Below are 20,756 nucleotides of genomic sequence, written 5' to 3' on the forward strand. Positions count from 1 at the left end.
ACTGTGGAAAAAGTATTTATGGATGAGGATTTTGTATTAGAAAACCCGATTGCCCATACTTTGTATCATGAATATGCCAAACATATGCCGATTATTGATTATCACTGTCATTTGAATCCTCAAGAAATGTATGAAAATAAGAAGTATCGTAATATTACGGAGGTTTGGTTATCCGGGGATCATTACAAATGGCGATTAATGCGGGCTAATGGCATTGAAGAACAACTGATTACTGGTGACGCGAGCGATTATGACAAATTTCTTGCTTTTGCCGAAACAGTTCCACTAATGATCGGTAATCCGATGTACCACTGGACTCATTTAGAGCTGAAGCGATATTTCGGTATCAACGAAATACTAAATCGCAATACTGCTCCTATGATCTGGGAGAAAGTGAATAAGCTGCTTACTGAGGGGAGTCTAGGCGCAAGAGATTTCATTGTGAAATCGAATGTCCAAGTCATATGCACGACGGATGATCCGACAGACACACTTGAATATCACGTTCTGATCCAACAGGACCCTACCTTTGATGTAAAGGTATTGCCAACCTTCCGTCCGGATAAGGGACTTGATATCAAGGGCAATCATTTCTTGGAATGGATTAGCAAGCTGGAGCGTGCTTCTGGCATCGCCGTCTCAGATTATGACAGTCTGCTGCAGGCACTTGAAAACCGCGTCGACTTTTTCCATTCAGTCGGTTGTCGAGTTTCCGATCATGGGCTGAATGATATTCATTTTGTTGGTGGGACTAAGGATGAGGTGTCAGCGGTATTCGCCAAAGTACTTGCAGGAGGTGAAATAAACCCCAATGAAGAGAAGCTTTATAAAACGGCTTTACTCGTCTACTTGGGAAATTTGTACTCTGCTCGTGGTTGGGCGATGCAATATCATATGAATGTACTTCGAAACAATAATACGCCTGCATTCAAGCGACTTGGCCCTGATGCTGGTTATGATTCAGTTAATGACGGCGCAATAGCTAGACCATTATCCCAATTGTTGGATGCGATAGAGAGCGAAGGCGGTCTTCCGAAGACGATTCTGTATTCGCTTAATCCAGCGCAGAATCAAGTGATTGGTTCGATGATCGGTAATTTTCAAGGCGGTGGTATTGCTGGGAAAATGCAGTTTGGATCGGGCTGGTGGTTTAATGATACGAAGGAGGGGATGATCGTTCAGCTTAAATCTCTAGCTGAACTTGGACTTCTAGGCCGTTTCGTAGGTATGCTTACTGATTCGCGCAGCTTTCTATCTTTTACACGGCATGAGTATTTCCGGCGAATTTTGTGCAACCTGCTCGGTGAGTGGGTCACAAAAGGCGAGTACCCTAATGATAAAGAGCAGCTAGGCGAGATTGTACAACAAATATGTTATTATAATGCCGAAAAGTATTTCTCTTTCGAATAATGGAGAATCGAGTAGTCTAAATATAAAAACGTTAAGCAGGAGCTCCTTGTTTTTAGAGGGCTTCTGTTTTTTTATTAATTGGTATTATTGTTGCAAATGCAATAAAAAACAGTACTATTTTAGTATTATAATTGAAAAATAAAATCGTATAGGGGTTGCAACTTGAAAGAGATTTTACGTGAGGTTGGGATGATTGCTAGGGCATTGGATTCTATTAGTAATATTGAATTTAAAGCATTTGACCTTACAAAAGGACAATACTTGTACCTTGTGCGGATCGTTGAGAATCCAGGCATTATTCAAGAAAAGTTGGCGGAAATGATCAAGGTTGACCGAACAACTGCAGCGCGTGCTATACAAAAATTAGAGATTAATGGTTTTATTGAGAAGAAGGATGATCCATCTAATCAAAAAATTAAAAAGCTATTTCCTACAGAGAAAGGGCTGACTGTGTACCCGTATATAAGAAGGGAAAATGATTATTCCAATAGGGTCGCACTTGCTGGATTGACTGAAAGTGATGTGGAAGCGATTCATAACCTGCTGCAAAAAGTCAGAGCGAATGTAGAGAAGGATTGGGAGTTTGTAAAAAAGGGAAACAAGAGAATATATTAAAAGGTGGACAAGTGCATGACTGTCATGATAAAAAAGTGTACATTTGAAGATTTAGAAATCCTTCAGAAGATTTGTATCGAAACATTTTATGATACCTTTAAAAACCTAAATTCACCCGAAAATATGAAAATTTACTTGGAAAAAGCATTTAATGTCAACCAATTAGAAAAAGAAATGTCAAATAGCTCATCGGCATTTTATTTTATTTATTCAAATGAGGAAGTCGCGGGGTATTTAAAACTAAACACGGATGATGCTCAAACTGAAAATATGGGTCATGCTGCGCTTGAAATTGAGAGGATTTATATAAGGGAAGTATGGCATAGACAGGGACTTGGCCAATCTATAATAAAAAAAGCGATAGAAGTAGCGACGGAGCAGAAAAAAGAGAAGATTTGGCTGGGCGTTTGGGATATAAATGAAAGTGCCATTACCTTCTATACAAAAATGGGCTTTGTTCGAACAGGAGTCCACTCCTTCTATATGGGGGATGAAGAACAATTAGATTTAATTATGACCAAATCGTTGAATGAGCATATTTATTTCAATTAAAAGGACAGTTCACCGTCGTCGTAGATGAGTGGATTGTCCTTTTAGTGTAAAGCTCCATAAGCGTTACTGATTCATCATAACTATATTTTTTTGCCCCCATAAAACAAGGGATTCGAGCATAGGTACTAATTCTTTGCCAGCATCCGTGAGAGAATATTCCACACGTGGAGGAATTTCATTAAATTGTTCCCGATGTATAATGCCATATTCAATGAGATCTTTGAGACAATTTGTTAATGTAGTACCTGTAACACCGACCAATCTTCTTTTTAGTTCATTAAAACGGATAACTTCATTTTCACTCATTATGGCTAGAATAGGTAAGTTCCATTTTCCACCAATAACTTGGAAAGCATAAGTTGCAGGACATAACTCATTCATTTTGAAATCATACTTCATATAATCACCTCTATTAGTCACTTTTTTGATACTTGGTTATAAATATAATAGTACTTGTTTAAATAATATCAAGTATTATAATCATACCATACAAGAGACATGATGAATCAAACTTTGAACAATGGGGTGGAGAAGTTGAGCGATCAAAATAACATGATGTGTGATCTAGAAACAGGAGTTTGTGGTGCTGCGGATGAAGATTCTATTCAATCTATTGACCTTAACCAAATAAATAAAAAATTTACAATGTATTATGTGACAGATCCAATCTGCTCACATTGCTGGGCACTTGAGCCTGTACTAAATCGATTTATTCGCCAGTACGGACATTATTTCAATATACAAGTCGTTATGGGAGGCTTGCTGCCTCATTGGAATGGGTTCGCTGATCAAGCAAATGGCATACAGAAGCCATCTGATGTAGCGGAGCATTGGAAAGAGGTTGGTGTTCATTCTCGTATGCCAATTGATGGGACGTTATGGCATTCGAACCCTATTCTTTCATCATATCCACCGTCACGTGTCTTCAAGGTTATTCAGAGTAAACATGCTGGAAAAGAGAATGAATTTCTGCGTCGTGCAAGAGAGGCCGTGTTTGTGTTCAATCAGAATATTGGAGAGGAGAAGGTACTCGTTCGAATCGTCGATCAGCTTGGTTTAAATGGGAAGACCGTGGTTGAAGAGTCAGGCTTAGATGCGGCGCAGGATTTGCTGGATCAGGACCTTCAATTGGCAGCGTCACTCGGTGTAAGAGGATTTCCAACGATCATCTTGGTAAACGAGGACAATAAAGGGGTTAAAATCGGAGGGGCAAAATCTTTGAAAACGTACGTGGACGCTCTTCAGCAAATTTCAAAACAGAAGCTCAAGCCTAATAACCTTCCGAGTCTATCCAAGTTATTAGAGGAAGAACAGCTGCTATTCTCCAAAGAGTTAGAAATCATGTACGACATTGAGCAGGCCAGTTTGGAAAATTATATTAATTCTGAGTTGGAAGAACGATCCTTTACCCTGCATCAAATTTTAGATGAAACGTATGTTACGACTAATAACTAAAACCAGGCACTAAATTCATTAACATTATTTCGATTGAAATGAAGATTTTTTCTATGCTAGCCACCTTTCGAGGTGGCTTTTTTGATACACAGAAAAGCATTATACTAGATGAAAACATAAAGGGGACAGAGCGATGACGGAATTCTGGGAAGCCAGTTTTATAGAAAAACAAACGATGTGGGGATTTGAGCCTACAGACTCTGCTGCTGTGACAAAGGACTTTTTTCATGAAAAGAATGTGAAGGACGTACTGGTGCCAGGTATCGGATATGGCAGAAATGCAAAGGTGTTCATTGACAATGGAATCGATGTAACCGGTATTGAGATTTCAAAAACAGCGATTGATTTGGCGAGACAGAATGGTCTAGCTATTCCGATTTTTCATGGTTCGGTAACAGACATGCCTTTTGATAACAAACAATATGACGGTATATTCTGCCATGCACTCATTCACTTATTGAATAAAGGAGAGAGAGAAAAGTTTATTAGTGATTGCTATAATCAGTTAAAACCGAATGGATATATGATATTTACGACCGTTTCGAAAAAAGCTCCGATGTTTGGAAAAGGAAAACAATTGGATAAAGACTATTTTGAGATCATGGACGGCGTAAAAATGTTTTTTTATGATGCTGATTCCGTAAAACAAGATTTTGAACATTATGGGCTGGTAGAGTTGTCAGAAATAGATGAGCCAAGCAAGCATGCGGAAAATAAACCCCCAATTCATTTTATAACGATAACATGCAAGAAATAACGATAGAAGGATAGAACAGCAATTTCAAAAGTTTACAATCCGATGACTATCCATTAATACGCCAATAAAGGTCTCCTCGTATACTAAAGTGAAACTAACGCTTGAATGAGGAGACTATATGACATCCGATCAAATCTCGCAATTTGAAAAGAAAGTGATCATTCGAAACATAGAAGCGGCAGACTTTTCCAAAATCATCAACCTGCAGCATATTTGCTTTCCTAACATGAACCCCTGGCAAGTCGATCATTTGGAAAGTCATATCCGTATTTTTCCAGAGGGACAAATATGCGTGGAGCTGGATGGTGAAATTATTGGCTCCTGCTCCAGCCTGATCGTCAATTTCGATGATTATTTGGAGCAGCATACGTATTCTGAAATTACTGATCGAGGGTTTATTCGCAATCATAACCCGCGTGGTGGCAGCTTGTACGGGATGGAGGTTATGGTACACCCCGATTACCGTCGAATGAAAATCGGCAGAAGGCTGTATGAGGCGCGCAAGCGCCTCGCCGAGAAGCTGAATCTTAGGAGTATTATCGTCGGAGGCCGTATTCCGGGGTATCACAAGCATAGCGACGAGATGTCCCCAAGAGAATATGCGGAAGAGGTGCTTCAGCAGAACATTTACGATCCTGTGCTTACCTTTCAAATGATGAATGGTTTTACGCTGAAGCGAATCATTACGAACTATTTGTCCGATGACGAGGATTCGAAAAACTTTGCCGCTTTGCTGGAATGGAATAATATCGATTATAAAATAAGCAGCAGCAAAACGCATTACAAGCTTTCCTTTCCCGTACGAATATGCGTAATTCAATATATGATGAAAAAAATTGATTCCTTCGAGGAATTTGCGACGCAGTGTGAGCATTACGTCGATGTTTCTGCGGACTACAAATCGGATTTTGCCGTATTTCCGGAAAATGTAACGATGCAGCTGCTCTCATTTTTGGAGGAACGCTCACCCAGCCTTGCCGTTCGCAAGCTTAGCACGTTTACCGTCCAGTACGTAGAGCTCTTCTCAGAACTGGCGGTAAAATATAACGTAAATATTATTGGCGGCTCTCATTTCGTCGAGAAGAACAATCGGATTTATAACGTAGGCCACCTCTTCCGCAGGGACGGCACGATTGAGCAGCAGTATAAGCTTCATATCTCGCCGAACGAGCGGAGATGGTGGGGCATTAACGGCGGCTCGAAGCTGGAAGTATTCGATACGGATTGCGGTAAGATTTCGATTCAGCTAAGCAGTGATATTGAATATCCTGAAATTTCGCGGATCGTTGCGGAAGAAGGGGCTCAAATTATTTTCGTACCGTTCTGTGCAGAGGATCGTCAGGCATTTCTGCGTATCAAGTATTGTGCACAGGCACGTGCAATTGAAAACCAAGTATTCACGGTTACCTCGGGAACGGTGGGCAACCTTACGCATGTGGACAATGTAGATATTCAGTATGCCCAGTCGGGTGTTTATACGCCAGCGGACTTCTCGTTTCCAAGAGACGGCATTGCAGGGGAATGCAGTGAAAATACGGAGACGGTTATTATGGCCGAGGTCGATATGGAGATTTTGCAGCGCCACCGGAAATCGACTGATGTACTCACTTTTCGCGATCGCCGTACGGACATCTATTCTCTTCAAATTCGGTCATAGACAAGGAAGAACCCAATGAATAGACTAACCGTCGCAGTAGCTCAATATGGCCTATCGGATGTGGCATCCGAAGAGCTGTTCTGGTCTGGATTATCGTTTAAGCTTCGTGATGCAGCCGAAAAAGGTGCAGACCTGCTTATTTTACCTGAGTATGTCACTGCGCAGCTGCTTGGGTGCCATCCTCTTCTGAGTCATGAAGATGCGTGCCTGCTATTAGATTCATACACCGATAGGTATAAGACTTTTATTCAGCGCAGCAGCCGTGAGCTTAATATGATGATTCTGGCGGGTACTCATATTTGCCGGGAAGAAGATAGGTTTGTCAACAAAGCGTTCCTATTCTTCCCAGATGGCCGTATCGAAGAGCAGAACAAGCTTCATTTGACACCAGAGGAAAGAACGAGATGGCCCCTCTCTGAAGGAAATGAGCTGAACATCATTGACACACAGTGGGGGAGATGGGCGATTCTAACCTGCTATGACATTGAGTTTCCTGAATTGGCGAGAATGGCTGCGGAGCAGGGAGTTTTGCTCATTCTTTGCCCTTCCTATACGGATACCGCTTTCGGATATTACCGAGTGCGTTATTGCAGCCAAGCGAGAGCTATCGAGAACCAAGTATTCGTTGCGCTTAGCGGGCTCGTAGGGTCGTTGACGGAAGCTCGTCCTCAGATCGATCAAGGCTATTGCCAAGCGGGGATATTCTCCCCTTGTGATTTTCCATTTACAGAATCTGGTATTTTACAGGTGGGAGAGCTGAATCAGAATGAGCTCACGATAGGAGAAATTGATTTCAGCCTGCTTCACAATAATCGCATGCATGGCGCTGTCGCGCCTTTTTATGACCGCCGACCTGCTCTATACGGGAAGCAAAGGGACAAAATGACAATAGAGGAGTGTTGAGTGGTGGAATATTCAACGTATGGTCGGCATGTAGCGGTAGATGCTTGGGGAATAAAGTTCGAATATTTAAATGCAGCGGAATTGCTGCGCACACAGATGGTACAAGCCGCAGAAGCGAGTGGTGCAACGATATTATCCGTTCAATCTCAGCAATTCGAGCCACAAGGCGCCACGGTACTGATTCTGTTGTCGGAGAGCCACATGTCTATTCATACATATCCGGAGAAGGGCTTTGCTGCACTTGATTGCTATACCTGCGGTGAGAACGTAGACCCTGAAGTGGCGATCCGCGCTATGCTAGCTTTTTTGAAGCCTGAATCCACATCAGAAGTGAAGATAACGAGAGGTTTGGGAGCGATGGACGTTCGTATTTTGAGTTCGAACGAACCGATAGAGACGCTTAACGAGGGACAATCGGATGTATAGGAAAGTTAAGAAATAAGGTTTGATTATACGGTAACACAATAAGTAATTCTAATGAGCAGGTGCTAAAATCGCCTGCTCTATTTATTAAACACCTTCGAAATAATTCAGCAGATGGTTTCTACGAACCCATTCAACAAAGTGGTTATGGCTTTTTCATTGAGATGGGTATATAATAATGAAATTGATAATAGCATATGCATGTATTTTTATGTGATGGAGGAATTAATATGGGGTTCGACATCAATCAACGCTCGATCGGATTTCTGCTCACGCGAACAAGTATTGCGAACAAAAAAGTGTTGAGTCGAGTACTGCTGCCTTATGATATTACGCCGCAGCAATATGGGGTTCTTAATCGACTTTCAAGCAATGACGGTATTTCTCAGAAGCAATTGTCCGAGCTGGTAGTCAGGGATCAGACGAGCATAGGCAAGGTGCTCGATAAGCTGGAGAAGAAGGAGCTTATTGTACGGAAGGATGATCCGTCCGACCGGAGAGCATTTCTACTGTACTTAACGCCAAGAGGAAGAGAGCTAAGCGAGCTTCTCATTTCACATGTTGAACATATCCATGATGAAGCCACGAAGGGGATTCCGGAGGACGATATCGACGTATTTATTAGTGTTATTAATAAATTGTATGATAATTTAGGTACTGCCTCCAAATTAGAAGATGTAGATTGAATGCTGGGGTATGTTGAACCCCACTTTTTTTCGCGCACATACATGCATATGCATATATATCAGATGACAGTATATAAGTAGATAATGGAGGAATTAGCGTGAACGTATTCAAAAGCTTTATGAAGGCCCCTACGACAGTGATCGGTATGGTCTTTGGATTAATCGTACCTTTGTTATTTGTTATGATATGGATGACGGGTTATGACGGAGCGTCAGAACGGCTCGATAAGCTGGATGTAGCGATTGTGGCAACTGAAGGCACGCAAGGAGCAGGCATTGCGGATCAAATCGAGAATGAAGCACCTTTCCATGCAGAGAGAATGGCTAATCTTGAGGATGCGCAGGCTAGAATGAACGAAGGCGAGATTCATATGATTATTGTCATTGCTGATCAACTGGCGGATGATGTGCAAAATAAAGGAAACGGCGCGATTACTTATTATGTGAATGAAGCCAATTCAGAGCTTGCAAAAGGAATGATGCAATCCGTTGCGGCTCAAATTACGAGCAATGTAAGCGGAAGCTTAGCAGGTATGAACGAACTGCCCGTACATCAGGAACTTGTGAAGACGAACAGCGTGAGCAACTTTTCCACGACGATGCTTCCGATGATTCTTGGATTTATTTCTTATATTGCCGTTATGACAATGAACATTCAATTGAATTTATCATCGCTTAAGCTGCAAAGTGCGTTTAGCAAATGGGAAATCTTCTTCGCCCGTCAGAAGCTTTTATTGCTTCTTACAATCGTTTTTCCGTTCATTATTACCGCTGCGGCAATGCTCTTCGTGGATGTAAGCAGTTCTTTCATTACCATGTGGACGTTTCATATGGTTGTATACTTAGCTTGCATTTGCGTAACGCAAATGGCGTTTGCATTATTCGGACAGGCTGGTCCTTTGTTTAATGTTGGTTTAGTTCCGCTTCAGCTGTTGACAGCAGGGAACATTATACCTGCTGTGATGCTGACTGCTCCTTATCGAAATATCGGTCAATTCCTACCTGCGCCAAATGCAATTCAAGGTTATATGAAGCTCATTTATGGCAGCGGCGGATCAATCTCTTCGTATATTATTAACCTGTTGTTGATATCCTGCATAAGCTGGGGAGTTACGGTGGTGTGTGTGGCCAGGAGGAAGAAAACAGCGCCTGCTGCCCAAGCATCAGTTGCCGCACATCACTAAAGAAAAGGGAATTAAAAGCAAAATGTATATGAATGTCTTTTTGTTTAAGATGAGTTGAACGCCCTTATACTAAGAATAGAACTGTCAAGAAAGCGATATGCTCCCCTTAAGGTAGACATGGAAAAAAAGTCTTTATACAGTGCTATTTAATGACAAAACGGCAGACCCATTTATGGTTTGCCGTTTTTTTGCGTGTTAAAGTGAATTTGCGCTAGTGCCCCTAAGCTTAGAAAATGCGGACTAGTTAGCATCCCTATATAACGAATCATATGGAATTTGAATAAAGTGGGTCTTTTTCCGGTATCTGAAATAGTAAAAAGATAAGAACTCCCGTTGTAACAAAATAACGATCTTTATAGTCATCATAGGACTATAAAAGTAACGGTGATCCATTATCCGCTCCAAATGAATATGATAACATTTTTAATGTAAGCGGTATCATTATGGAGTTCATTCCATGGATACCCTATACCATAATTTAAAGGGGCGAGAACAGGATGAAGAGCAAGCTTACAGCATCATATTTTTATTATGTATTCGGTTTCAGTTTCATCGTCATGCTAGTTGTGCTATTCAGCACACCTACGTCTGCGTACGCGGCTAATTATTACATAAGTAATAATGCCTGCAGCAATGAGAACACAGGGAGCTCTGGAACGCTCACAGCTGGAAACGAAGGCCCATGGTGTGATTTCACGAATGTGAATACAAAGACATTTGCAGCAGGTGACACAATCTATCTGGAGCGGGGAAGTAGTTGGACACAAGAGTTTAAGCCTGCTGGAGGGACAGGAACGCTAAGCAGTTGGATCGTTGTCGATAGCTATGGCACAGGTGATCGTCCTGTCATTCGCGGAAATAACAATGCGACGGATAAGACGCTTACGTTATTGAATGCTGATTACTGGGAAGTTCGCAATTTGGAATTCAGTCATGCAGGCGTAGGGCCGCAGTTTCTGTACTCCACAACGGGTCATCAAGGTATTAAATTCCGAGACAATTATATCCATAGTATGGTAGGAGGCCCTAATGCCATAGCGATGCAAGTTCGAAGTGCTGATATTGCGGCAACTCCAACTTCAGGACAGTGGCTGGTGAAAGATGTTGAGATTTCGCATAACGAGATCGGTCCAACATCCTCGTATGGCATTGTTGTTATGCATAACAACTCTGCAGCACCGACGAGCACATTCCAAAACGTAGTCGTCAAAAACAATCATCTGCATGATATTTCTGCCAAGGCGCTCGTATTTATGAGTACAAAAAATTCGTATTGGATTGACAATCGGATAGACAAAGCTGCCAACGTAAATCAGAGTGGTGGAACAACGGCAAGCTTTCTATTCGGGACTCAGAATATGACGATAGCCAATAATCTGTTTTTAAATACACCGGACACGGGTTCGACTGATCAATCTGCTATCGACAACGAAGGGAAAAATGACTCCAATCATTTCAGAGGCAATTATTTTGCTAATAACTATGGAGGAGCTTTGGAATGGCTGCTATGTAATTGTGTCGTTCCGGACAGATTCGGTACCGATTTCAATAGCAACAACGAAGTGCTAGGCAACACGTTTGTTCGTAACGGGGTTGGGGCCATTTGGGCAACGAGCGATACAGGGCAATCAACTGGAACCATTAAAGACAGCCTGTTCTTCGAGAATGAATTCATTATTGATGAAAGTAAATTTATCGAATGGTCGGATATATCTAATAATGTGTCCATTCCGTCCGCTGACAAAATTAATAATGCTGCAAACGAATTCGGAGCGACGGGAACGACAGGAAACTGGTCGTATCACCTATTCGACGGAAATAGCTACTCGAGCTTGACCTATGATCTGGCTGAGAATTGGTACGGGACAGCAGGCGGTTATATTTCACAATTTAATTTAAGCGCTTCTGGTTCAGCAGACCATTGGATATCTAACGCGTGGACTGCTCCATATAACGGCGTGCTTAGCATTCGAGGACAAGTATTCAAGAATGAAATCGGTGGGGACGGTGCACTGGCTCGCGTGACCAAAAACGGTCAAGTTATTTGGCCTGCTGATCAAGCTGCACAGTTAATCTCATCCGACGATTTGGCAGGCTATGCGACGAATTTGGACGCTATATCTATCACTCAGAACGATGTGATAAGGTTTGAGGTGAATAATGGAGGAACCAGCGCAGTCCATGATGTGATTAGTTGGGCACCTACTGTAGCTTTCACGAGTGGTGGACATGATGCTGCAAGTGCTTCCATGGTCCCTGGTGCAATTACAGATCTTGCGATAAGTTCAATTGATCATAATAAAGCGGTTTTAACTTGGACAGCATCAGGAAGAGATGGGGCTACAGGAACGGCGAATCGTTATGATATCCGCTACTCGACCTCACCAATAACCGATGCGAGTTGGTCAAGTGCTACGAGACTGGGAAATCGACCATTCCCTGAATCTTCTGGAACTTCACAGTCCGTTACTGTGCCTTTTTTAACGGCTGACAGCCTTTATTATTTTGCTATTAAAACAGAGAACGATATCCCGAATGTATCCCTCTTATCCAACGTGGCAAGCGCATCCACTTTAGCAGATATTACTGAGCTTGTTAATCCTGGATTTGAAGAAGGTATAGCGCCATGGGCTGCACAAGGGGCTTCCATTGATGTGAGCAATATCTATGCACATTCGGGCAATTATTCACTTTGGGCTTTTAATCGTACAGATACTTGGGCTGGAGCCAATCAAGACATTACAAGCTTACTGAATGTTAATGGACAAGGAGCGTATTCCTTTGGGGTATGGGCGAAGTATGCTGACAGCTCTGCCGGGGGATTCGTAACGCTTAATATTACAGATAGCGCGGGATCACGATGGTTCACGGCACCAATAACAATGATAAGCCATGAAAATTTCACGGAAATTATCGGTGTCGAAAATATTACATGGACAGGCACGGTTAGCAGCGCAATCATGTACTTCCAGTCAGACGGCTCACTGGATGATGTCTATCTGGATGATTTCTTTATTAGCAGGGTTACGGAATCCAGCAATGAATCAACACTTGTCGGTGTCGATCAGATATACAGCGGGGCAGAGTTTGGGCTGACGTACGGTCTGAAAGATTTTAATGTAAATGGGTTTGAAAACATCTACGCGCAGGATCTGGTAGTCACATTCGACTCTGCGAAGCTAGAATTTATCGACGCCATTTCTTTGAAGTCGGGATTTGCTGTACTTAGTAGACAGGAAATTGAGCCTGGGAAAGTAAGAGTCATTGCAGCAGCACAAGGGACGGGATTTGCACCTAACGGGGATTGGTTGAAATTTACGTTCAAAGCCAAGCCTTCGACTCAGATCACAGAAGCGGTCACTGCCTTAAGCGATATTGTCGTTGCAAACAGTCAAGGAGATGAGTTTGAAGTGGATGGCATTTCTCATACGATTCAGATTCAAAAACGAGGGGATCTAAACGCGGATAACAGGATCAGTATAGGTGACCTTGCTATAGTAGGCTCCTATTATGGGAAAACGTCCGCCGATGCGGATTGGAACAATACGTATATGAAGGCAGATTACAATCAAGACAATGTGATTGATATTGCGGATATGGCCGCTATAGCACAGCTAATATTAAACTGAAATGATGAGAGGGACAGCGATGATGCTGTCTCTCTCAATTTCCATAAAAGGATGGGGTCCATTAATGAAAAATAGATGGCTGTTAGTAAGCTTAGTAATTTCTCTAGCTATTATTGTTTGTGTACCGAATCAAGCAGCAGCAGCGCCAGTGCCTTCTTATTCTTTAATCCCTTCGACACTGTCAATTCAGGCTGGCAGCGAGTTTACGGTTAAAGTCGAAGGCAGCAATATCGTCGATCTTTATGGCTATGAAGTAAACCTAGCGTACGATTCAACCCGCCTGCAGCTTCAGGAAACCAAAGATAAGATTGGCGGTTTTGCTATTGATCCTATCGTTACTCAGAATCGAATTCAATATGCGGGTACTAAGATCGGTCTTGTACAGGGTGACAATGGATCATTAACATTAAGTGAATTTAAATTTAAGGCGATTGCTAGCGGTGCTGCTTCCATATCCTTAACATCTGTCAAAGCGATTAATAGTCAATTGTTATCGACCGTACAATCCCCCACAGCTGGGGTTAGCATTCAGATTAGCTCACATTCTGCTGTCAGCGGCAGCAAAGGCGCAGCGGGGAATGGCAATGGTTTAACTCCAGTAACAATAATCGATCAAATAGCAGTTGCGAAAGTGGATTCCAATCAAAAATTCGCTTCTATTCTAAATAGTGAAATTGGAGGTCTGCCGCTTAAAGTACAAACGCCGCTGCTGACGATTAACGTTAAGCCGGAAGTGATACAAGCACTGAGAAACCAATTGGGGAACGTAAAGGATGCCTTGTTGAAAGTTGAATTTCTTCCAATAGTCGATGAGACAGGAATTGCGGAAATGATGCTGCAACAGCGTCATGCTAAGGTGAAAGTCGTCGGGCAGCCTTACGATATTAGCCTCGTGCTTGTTGCACCTGACGGGCGCAAAGCAGTAGCGGAGCAAGTGGGATCAGGTGTAGAACTTGTTTTCACTTACTTGGATAAAGAAATAGATGGAGAGCTTCTAGGTGTCTATTATTTCAACGAGGCAGCAAGTAGTTGGGAGTATGTGGGCGGTACGCTCGACGCTCAAACAGATCGTGTAGCTGTTTCACTTGATCATCTGAGCAAATATGTATTGCTGGAGTACAACAAAACCTTTAAGGACATTCCTGCTGCTCACTGGGCATCTCGAACACTGCAGATCATGGCGGCCCGGCATATCGTTAATGGTGTGACGGATGATGAATTCAAGCCAAACGCATCCACGACAAGAGCCGAATTCACTTCATTATTAGTTCGAGCACTTGGCATGAAATCACAAGGTTCAGCTGTTGCTTCTTCAGCATTTGCTGATGTTGCAGCAGGAGCATGGTATGCGAATGATGTGGAAATGGCTTATGAAGCGGGATTAATTAACGGAATTTCCGACGGCAGATTCGTCCCCAATGCTAAGATTACACGCGAACAGATGGCCGCACTTATCATAAGAGCATTCGAATGGAAAACCAAGCAATCTATTCAATCAGTGAACGAGCTGGAAGGGTATCGTGACGCTGAGGAAGTTTCTCGGTGGTCAGCCAAAGAAGTCGAAATGGCAATAGCTGCGGGCTTGATGAGAGGTAAATCAGGTGATGTGTTTGATCCGAAGTCGAATTCGCTTCGCGTGGAAGCGGCCCAGGTCATGATGAATCTCTTGAACCAAATATCCATACTTGAAGGACTATAAATGTAATGTCAGACCATTAAGATCGAAAATCGGATTCGATATAATAAACTTGTTCATCTTTACTATCAGGAGGAGATACAGTGAAGCTAAGTTTTCAGGAATATAAAAGTAAGTTGGAAGGCTGTTGGTTAGGGAAAAATATTGGAGGAACGCTCGGTGCTCCTTTTGAATGTAAACGCGGCGTATTCGATGTTTCGTTTTATACGCAGGAGCTGTATGGGGAGCCTTTGCCGAATGATGATTTGGATTTGCAGCTGATCTGGTTGAATGCCGCTGAGAAATATGGAAGCGCTTTGAATGCTCAAATATTAGGCGAATATTGGATTTCTTATATCTCTCCTAATATGGGGGAGTATGGAGCAGGGAAAAACAACTTGCGTGCAGGAATCGTGCCTCCATTATCTGGCTACAATCATAATCTATACCGCGACAGCAACGGTGCGTTCATACGCTCCGAGATTTGGGCCTGCTTGGCACCTGGGCATCCGGAAATTGCCGTCAAGTACGCCTATGAGGATGCCATCGTTGATCATAGCCACGAAGGGGTCTATGCGGAGGTATTCTGCGCAGCTATCGAAAGTGCTGCTTTCGTAGAAAGTGATACTTACCGATTAATAGACATCGGGCTGTCCTATATCCCTGAAGATTCGGGGATTGCGAAGGCCGTTCATACGGCCATTCATTCTTATCAATCGGGAGCGACTTGGCAAGAAGCAAGAATACATGTATTAACGGCGGTTCCTGGAAGCTTTGGTCTTCTGAGTACTTCCGCCATACAACCTCAAGCTGAAGGTGATATTCCAGTAGGGCCAATCGGTTACGATGCTCCTAGCAATGTTGGGATTATGATCATTGGTTGGTTATATGGGGAAGGTGATTTCGAGAAAAGTATTTGCATCGCTACGAATTGTGGTGAAGACGCGGACTGTACAGCTGCCACGATCGGGTCCATTATGGGTATTATTCTTGGCAAAGAGGGGCTTCCTGCGAAATGGCTCGATCCGATTGGCGACTCTATCAAGACTATAACGCTCAATGTGTGTGATCAGGGAACACGAATTCCTAGTACAGTCGGAGAGCTGACTGAACGTGTAATGAGGCTTGCTCCTGAATTTCTGGGCACCGAGTATTGCGATCTGCTTCATGCAGGCGAAGGTTATCTGATTGACATGAATGAAGGTGACGAGCTGCTTGACCATCCCGTTCACATTAATGCATGGAAAGACAGAAGCTTCAAAGACACGTTATCCCTTAGTCCATTTACGGTGAAATATGACTTTTCTATATTCAACGCATTCTTGCATTATGGACAGGAACCAGTGGTGAGTGAAGGAAAGCCTCGTACCTTTAAGCTGATGATCGAAAATAATTTGTACATGCAGCAGTTTATTCAGGTGAAATGGCATGTTCCAGCTGATTGGGAAGTAACACCGGGGACACATCTAGGCTTTCCGCTAGAGCACTATCATTGCAACATCGGCACGACTGAAATCGAGTTTACCGTAACCGGTCATGGGCTCTCACAACCGAGGTATGACCTCTTAATAGAAGTGACATCTGTAGGCCGTCCTACCAAAGGGATAATACCTATTGTATTAATAAATAACGGCTATTGATTCATGATAAGATGATATTGAAAAAAGTAAGCGTTCTCGCTTGCTTTTTTCATGTTTCCTGACACTTTATATGTTTTAATGAGGTTAACGGCTAACCGTTAGAAATGAGGTGCAGGATGCACAATATTAGATTCAAATTTTCTAGTCTAGGCATGTCTAGAAAGCTAGTCATTATCTTTGTTTTCATGCTGATTATTCCAATTACCATCTCTGCAATCGTTTCTTACAATTATTACCGAAAATCAATTGAACAAAATACAGCTGATTACGTTTCACAAACGTCCTTGGAGGTTCTAAATCGAATTGAAGATTATATTGAAGATATGCGTATGATTACGAAGATTCCGATGTACTCTAGCGAGCTTCAGAGCTACATCGCTTCTCCTGAGAAGGGAATAGAGAAGGACAGCCGCATCGATTTTTTTATCCGCTTGATGTCCGATATGAAGAAGGGGACGAATGCGGTCTACATTTTCGACAATTATGGCAACACCTTCTACCGCAACAGTCTGGATGGAAACAACAAGGAGATTGCCACGCACTATGACCGGTTAAAGCAAATTGCAAGGGATCAGAGCGGCTCTGCCGTATTAATTAATACGCAAGCGGCTACAACAGCTTCTGGCAAAACGAAATATGTGTTGACGATGGTTCGTGACATTATTGATTTAACGACGTATAAGCCTGTTGGTTTTGTAGTGGTTGAGACGGATTTAAGCGCGGTAGAAGCTTATTTCAAACATCTGGATCAGATTACGGGCGGTAAAACAACGATTGTGGACAATGAAAATAACGTTATTTTTGATAGCGCTTACGAGAATATATCGCGTTCATGGGGAGACTTGGAAAGCATTGAAAAATCACAACAGGATTCGGGTAATTTCCATATTAATCAGAAAGGCGAGCAATATTATGCCATTTATCTAACCTCTCAGAAGCTGGGCTGGAAAGTATATGTATACGTGAAAACGAAGGAATTGTTCAGTAAAGCAACAAAGGTACGAAATTCTACCCTTATCATTACTTCTGTGATTTTGCTCATAACGTTGATCAGCTCCGTATTCATTTCCTTGGCGGTTACCAAACCACTGCGGGCTTTAACTCGGTTAATGAAAAGGGTGCAGGAGGGCGATTTCACGGTCAGCTTCCCTGTTCGATTCTCGGACGAGGTTGGCATATTGGGCATACATTTTAATCGAATGATCAAGCGCATCGATGAATTAATTAAAGATGTACAAGCAGCTTCTTATCGGAAGCAGGAGGCGGAGATGGAAGCGCTGCAAGCGCAAATTAACCCGCATTTTATTTATAACACCTTAGAAAGCTTAAGGATGAAGGCGCTGCTTAATGAGGATAGGGAGGTATCCCAAATGTCGTTATTTCTCGGAAAGCTGTTGCGATACAGCATTATTCAAGGGAGAGAAACCGTCACAGTAAAACAGGAAATCGAGCATCTGACGAACTATATTAAGCTTCAAAACTACCGTTTCGAGAATCGGTTTCACTTGCAGAATCATATTGACGTCAAGCTGGAAAACTATACGTTGATTAAGCTTGTTTTTCAGCCCATTGTTGAAAATGCCATCTTTCATGGCCTCGAGAGCAGATCGGGACCAGGAACCATTATCATTTCATCAAAGGTGGAAGGAGATGTCTGCTACTTCACCTTCGAAGACGATGGTATTGGCATGTCGCCCGAGATGGTAAGTCATTTGAACAGCCGAATCCAATTGGGAAATGCGGATGATCATGGTAACAGAGCTTCAGGGAGCGGGATTGGACTTAAAAATGTAAATGAACGTATTAAGCTGCACTTCGGAGCCAAGTATGGCTTGTATGTTTATAGTGAGCTCGGTAAAGGTGCAATTGTACAATTGAAGCTGCCTATGATGGAGAATTGAATCGATTGTAACTTGTTTTCAACTAGAAAGGGGAGAGCCGTATGTTAAATATTGCAATTGTGGATGATGAAGTAACCATCTTAAAAGGAATGACTAAGCTTATAGGTGAAATGAATGCAAATTATCATATCGTAGCTGCCTACAACAACGGACAAGAAGCGATAAACGCGATAAATGCTATGCATCCGGGGGAGCTCGATCTGCTTATTACCGATATCAAAATGCCATTTAAGGATGGTTTGGAGCTTATTAAGGAAATTAAGATTCATCATTTGGATTTGTCCTGCCTTATTATAAGCGGGTTCTCGGATTTCGATTATGCAAGGACGGCTATGCGCTACGGTGTAATTGATTATCTTCTTAAGCCGGTAGATCCTGATGAACTTGATGAGAAGCTGTCCGCCATTCTTCTTGCCAAGCAGCCGCTCATTAAAGCGGCAACAATAAATGGTGATGAGAAGAAGGCCATTCGAGTCGTTAAAAGCTGGATATTGGATCATTTTCAAATGGATTTGGACATGATGGCTATCGCAGAGCTCGTACATTTGAATCCGAATTATTTATCTCGCTTGTTTAAGCTGGAGACAGGGGAGAGCTTGACTGGATATTTAATTGATGTCCGGATGCAGAAGGCTAAAGAGCTTCTGATGGAACAGACTGAATTAAAGGTATATGAAGTAGCTGAACAGATCGGTTATCAGGATTCAACGTATTTTACTAAGCTATTCAAGAAAATGAACGGCTATACGCCGTTGGAATATCGGAATAAGTGCTGAGTCGAAAAGTGTAATCGTAACTATGGAAATGTAATTACAGACCATTAAGGTCATGGAAATGCTATGTTACAATTTTATATGTAAGCGATACCATACGGCCGAATGGTTCAGCTGCAATAAGACAAATAGGGGGATTTCTATGAAAAATAAATCACTGAGCAGTTTATTGGCAGTCGTTCTTTCTATGTCGTTGTTATCCGCATGTGGTGGAAATAATGCAAGCAATAACAACGGGCAATCAGAGGCGAACACACCTCCAGCCGAGTCTGCGGCAGCATCGGAAACGCCGTCAACTAGTGAAATTAAAGGAAAGATTACATTTGCAATCAACCGTACGGATGTAGATGAGAAACTCAAAGAATATGCGGAAAAATTCCATGAGAAGTATCCAGAAGCTGAAGTGGTGATCGAACCTATTAAGGATTATGAGGGCACTCTAAAAATCAGGTTAGCTTCCAATGAGGCACCGGATGTCATGTACATGAATGCAATTATTACGCCAACAACGGACTTATGGCCGGAATTTTATGCCCCTATTGATGACCTTGGTTACGAAGGGAAAACATATTTGCCGCTTTCTGTATATGAAGGAAAAGCTTATGCCGTAAGTGAAGGGGTATACGTTACTGGGGTTTTATATAATAAGAAAACATTTGCTGCAGCCGGTATTGACGCGGCTCCGAAAACCTACGATGAGCTGCTTGCTGCTCTGGAGAAATTAAAGGCCAAAGGCATTCTGCCGATGGGAAGCATGCTGAAAAGCAATTGGCCGCTTGGTACATGGGAGACGGTAGCCTTCGCGAATACAGCGGATTCCAATGCGATGTATGAGCAGATGGTTAACGAGGATGCACCGTACAATCAAGAAAATCCGTTAGTAAAAGGATTCAGTTTTGTTAGAGAATTAGTAGATAAAGGGTACTTTGAGAAAGATCTATTATCCAGCGATTGGGATATTTTGCGGAAGCAGATGGCTTCTGGAGCAGTGGGAATGCTTTATCTGGCTAACTACGGCTTGGGAGCGTTAGAGGGGACACCAGCAGAAGATATCGGATTTTTCCCGCTGCCAATTGATAATTCTGGAGAGCCCGTCACGATGATGACTCCGGGCTGGAATGTTGTCATTAATAAGAAAAGCAAAAATATGGAGACAGCCAAAGCGTTCTACAAATTTTGGATTGAGGAATCAGGTTATCAGGACTTTTCTGGCATGATTCCTGCACTTAAAGATATGAAATCCAATAATGCTCCGCTTGCCGAGTTCCTGGCTAACGGGCCACGCATCGTTACGGTATTGCCTCCGCCAGATCGGTACAACCAAATTTTGAATAAATCACAAATTACGAATCCAACGATTCTCCAAGAAATCATGTTGAACAAGGACAGCAACATTCAGCCAATATGGGATAAATACAATAAAAAATGGGCGGATGCAAGAAAATAATAAGGGGATTATTGGAGAGCAGGGGCTTCGCTATACGCGTTCAACTGTT

The 20,756-nt window shown here is 42.5% G+C and carries 17 protein-coding genes; 16 read left to right on the forward strand and 1 reads right to left on the reverse strand.

Annotated features, from left to right (window positions below):
- Nucleotides 1-3: 3 nt before the first annotated feature.
- The 3 genes from uxaC (at nt 4) to paiA (ending at nt 2,577) form a co-directional block, all read left to right on the forward strand.
- Entirely contained in the window at nt 4-1,410 is a 1,407-nt protein-coding gene (gene uxaC, locus FGT79_RS00500) for a glucuronate isomerase (protein WP_425464981.1), read from the forward strand.
- 162 nt (nt 1,411-1,572) lie between these two features.
- A complete protein-coding gene (locus FGT79_RS00505; RefSeq protein ID WP_138750843.1) occupies nt 1,573-2,025 on the forward strand; it encodes a MarR family winged helix-turn-helix transcriptional regulator in 453 nt (150 codons plus the stop codon).
- Nucleotides 2,026-2,040: 15 nt separating this feature from the next.
- Entirely contained in the window at nt 2,041-2,577 is a 537-nt protein-coding gene (gene paiA, locus FGT79_RS00510; protein WP_138750844.1) for a spermidine/spermine N(1)-acetyltransferase, read from the forward strand.
- A 63-nt stretch (nt 2,578-2,640) separates the two neighbouring features.
- On the opposite strand, the gene FGT79_RS00515 is transcribed toward paiA, so the two are convergent.
- A complete protein-coding gene (locus FGT79_RS00515) occupies nt 2,641-2,976 on the reverse strand; it encodes a winged helix-turn-helix transcriptional regulator (protein ID WP_138750845.1) in 336 nt (111 codons plus the stop codon).
- A gap of 153 nt (nt 2,977-3,129) precedes the next feature.
- On the opposite strand from FGT79_RS00515, the gene FGT79_RS00520 reads away from it, so the two are divergent.
- The 13 genes from FGT79_RS00520 (at nt 3,130) to FGT79_RS00580 (ending at nt 20,707) form a co-directional block, all read left to right on the forward strand.
- The gene (locus FGT79_RS00520) at nt 3,130-4,032 is read left to right on the forward strand and encodes a DsbA family protein (protein ID WP_138752867.1); all 903 of its coding nucleotides are present in this window, start codon (nt 3,130-3,132) and stop codon (nt 4,030-4,032) included.
- A 133-nt stretch (nt 4,033-4,165) separates the two neighbouring features.
- Complete coding sequence (locus tag FGT79_RS00525; RefSeq protein ID WP_138750846.1) at nt 4,166-4,789, forward strand: class I SAM-dependent methyltransferase; 624 nt, start codon at nt 4,166-4,168, stop codon at nt 4,787-4,789.
- A 118-nt stretch (nt 4,790-4,907) separates the two neighbouring features.
- Nucleotides 4,908-6,446, forward strand: a complete 1,539-nt coding sequence (locus FGT79_RS00530) for a bifunctional GNAT family N-acetyltransferase/carbon-nitrogen hydrolase family protein (RefSeq protein ID WP_138750847.1) — start codon at nt 4,908-4,910, stop codon at nt 6,444-6,446.
- Nucleotides 6,447-6,461: 15 nt separating this feature from the next.
- Nucleotides 6,462-7,349: a carbon-nitrogen hydrolase family protein gene (locus FGT79_RS00535; RefSeq protein WP_138750848.1), complete on the forward strand. Its 888-nt coding sequence runs from the start codon at nt 6,462-6,464 to the stop codon at nt 7,347-7,349.
- Nucleotides 7,350-7,352: 3 nt separating this feature from the next.
- Entirely contained in the window at nt 7,353-7,775 is a 423-nt protein-coding gene (gene speD, locus FGT79_RS00540; RefSeq protein WP_138750849.1) for an adenosylmethionine decarboxylase, read from the forward strand.
- A 227-nt stretch (nt 7,776-8,002) separates the two neighbouring features.
- Nucleotides 8,003-8,458 (forward strand): MarR family winged helix-turn-helix transcriptional regulator, encoded by a 456-nt coding sequence (locus FGT79_RS00545; RefSeq protein ID WP_171056023.1) that lies wholly within the window; start codon nt 8,003-8,005, stop codon nt 8,456-8,458.
- A gap of 98 nt (nt 8,459-8,556) precedes the next feature.
- Nucleotides 8,557-9,642, forward strand: a complete 1,086-nt coding sequence (locus FGT79_RS00550; RefSeq protein WP_138750851.1) for a YhgE/Pip domain-containing protein — start codon at nt 8,557-8,559, stop codon at nt 9,640-9,642.
- Nucleotides 9,643-10,139: 497 nt separating this feature from the next.
- Entirely contained in the window at nt 10,140-13,271 is a 3,132-nt protein-coding gene (locus FGT79_RS00555; RefSeq protein WP_138750852.1) for a carbohydrate binding domain-containing protein, read from the forward strand.
- Between the two features lie 64 nt (nt 13,272-13,335).
- Nucleotides 13,336-14,970 (forward strand): S-layer homology domain-containing protein, encoded by a 1,635-nt coding sequence (locus FGT79_RS00560; protein WP_171056024.1) that lies wholly within the window; start codon nt 13,336-13,338, stop codon nt 14,968-14,970.
- Between the two features lie 80 nt (nt 14,971-15,050).
- Nucleotides 15,051-16,586: an ADP-ribosylglycohydrolase family protein gene (locus tag FGT79_RS00565; RefSeq protein WP_138750854.1), complete on the forward strand. Its 1,536-nt coding sequence runs from the start codon at nt 15,051-15,053 to the stop codon at nt 16,584-16,586.
- 116 nt (nt 16,587-16,702) lie between these two features.
- Entirely contained in the window at nt 16,703-18,487 is a 1,785-nt protein-coding gene (locus FGT79_RS00570; RefSeq protein WP_171056025.1) for a cache domain-containing sensor histidine kinase, read from the forward strand.
- Nucleotides 18,488-18,528: 41 nt separating this feature from the next.
- Nucleotides 18,529-19,263 carry a response regulator transcription factor gene (locus FGT79_RS00575; RefSeq protein WP_138750856.1) on the forward strand — a complete coding sequence of 245 codons (735 nt, stop codon included), beginning with the start codon at nt 18,529-18,531 and terminating at the stop codon, nt 19,261-19,263.
- A 139-nt stretch (nt 19,264-19,402) separates the two neighbouring features.
- Entirely contained in the window at nt 19,403-20,707 is a 1,305-nt protein-coding gene (locus tag FGT79_RS00580) for an ABC transporter substrate-binding protein (protein ID WP_171056026.1), read from the forward strand.
- Nucleotides 20,708-20,756 lie beyond the last annotated feature (49 nt).

This window comes from Paenibacillus sinopodophylli (assembly GCF_005930355.1).
Taxonomy (GTDB): domain Bacteria; phylum Bacillota; class Bacilli; order Paenibacillales; family Paenibacillaceae; genus Pristimantibacillus; species Pristimantibacillus sinopodophylli.

What these genes read in the sequence shown, in the direction of transcription:
- paiA (WP_138750844.1), top strand. Translation starts at nt 2,041, where the DNA reads ATGACTGTCATGATAAAAAAGTGTACATTTGAAGATTTAGAAATCCTT.
- FGT79_RS00515 (WP_138750845.1), bottom strand. Translation starts at nt 2,976, where the DNA reads ATGAAGTATGATTTCAAAATGAATGAGTTATGTCCTGCAACTTATGCT.
- FGT79_RS00520 (WP_138752867.1), top strand. Translation starts at nt 3,130, where the DNA reads ATGATGTGTGATCTAGAAACAGGAGTTTGTGGTGCTGCGGATGAAGAT.
- FGT79_RS00525 (WP_138750846.1), top strand. Translation starts at nt 4,166, where the DNA reads ATGACGGAATTCTGGGAAGCCAGTTTTATAGAAAAACAAACGATGTGG.
- FGT79_RS00530 (WP_138750847.1), top strand. Translation starts at nt 4,908, where the DNA reads ATGACATCCGATCAAATCTCGCAATTTGAAAAGAAAGTGATCATTCGA.
- FGT79_RS00535 (WP_138750848.1), top strand. Translation starts at nt 6,462, where the DNA reads ATGAATAGACTAACCGTCGCAGTAGCTCAATATGGCCTATCGGATGTG.
- FGT79_RS00545 (WP_171056023.1), top strand. Translation starts at nt 8,003, where the DNA reads ATGGGGTTCGACATCAATCAACGCTCGATCGGATTTCTGCTCACGCGA.
- FGT79_RS00555 (WP_138750852.1), top strand. Translation starts at nt 10,140, where the DNA reads ATGAAGAGCAAGCTTACAGCATCATATTTTTATTATGTATTCGGTTTC.
- FGT79_RS00560 (WP_171056024.1), top strand. Translation starts at nt 13,336, where the DNA reads ATGAAAAATAGATGGCTGTTAGTAAGCTTAGTAATTTCTCTAGCTATT.
- FGT79_RS00570 (WP_171056025.1), top strand. Translation starts at nt 16,703, where the DNA reads ATGCACAATATTAGATTCAAATTTTCTAGTCTAGGCATGTCTAGAAAG.
- FGT79_RS00575 (WP_138750856.1), top strand. Translation starts at nt 18,529, where the DNA reads ATGTTAAATATTGCAATTGTGGATGATGAAGTAACCATCTTAAAAGGA.
- FGT79_RS00580 (WP_171056026.1), top strand. Translation starts at nt 19,403, where the DNA reads ATGAAAAATAAATCACTGAGCAGTTTATTGGCAGTCGTTCTTTCTATG.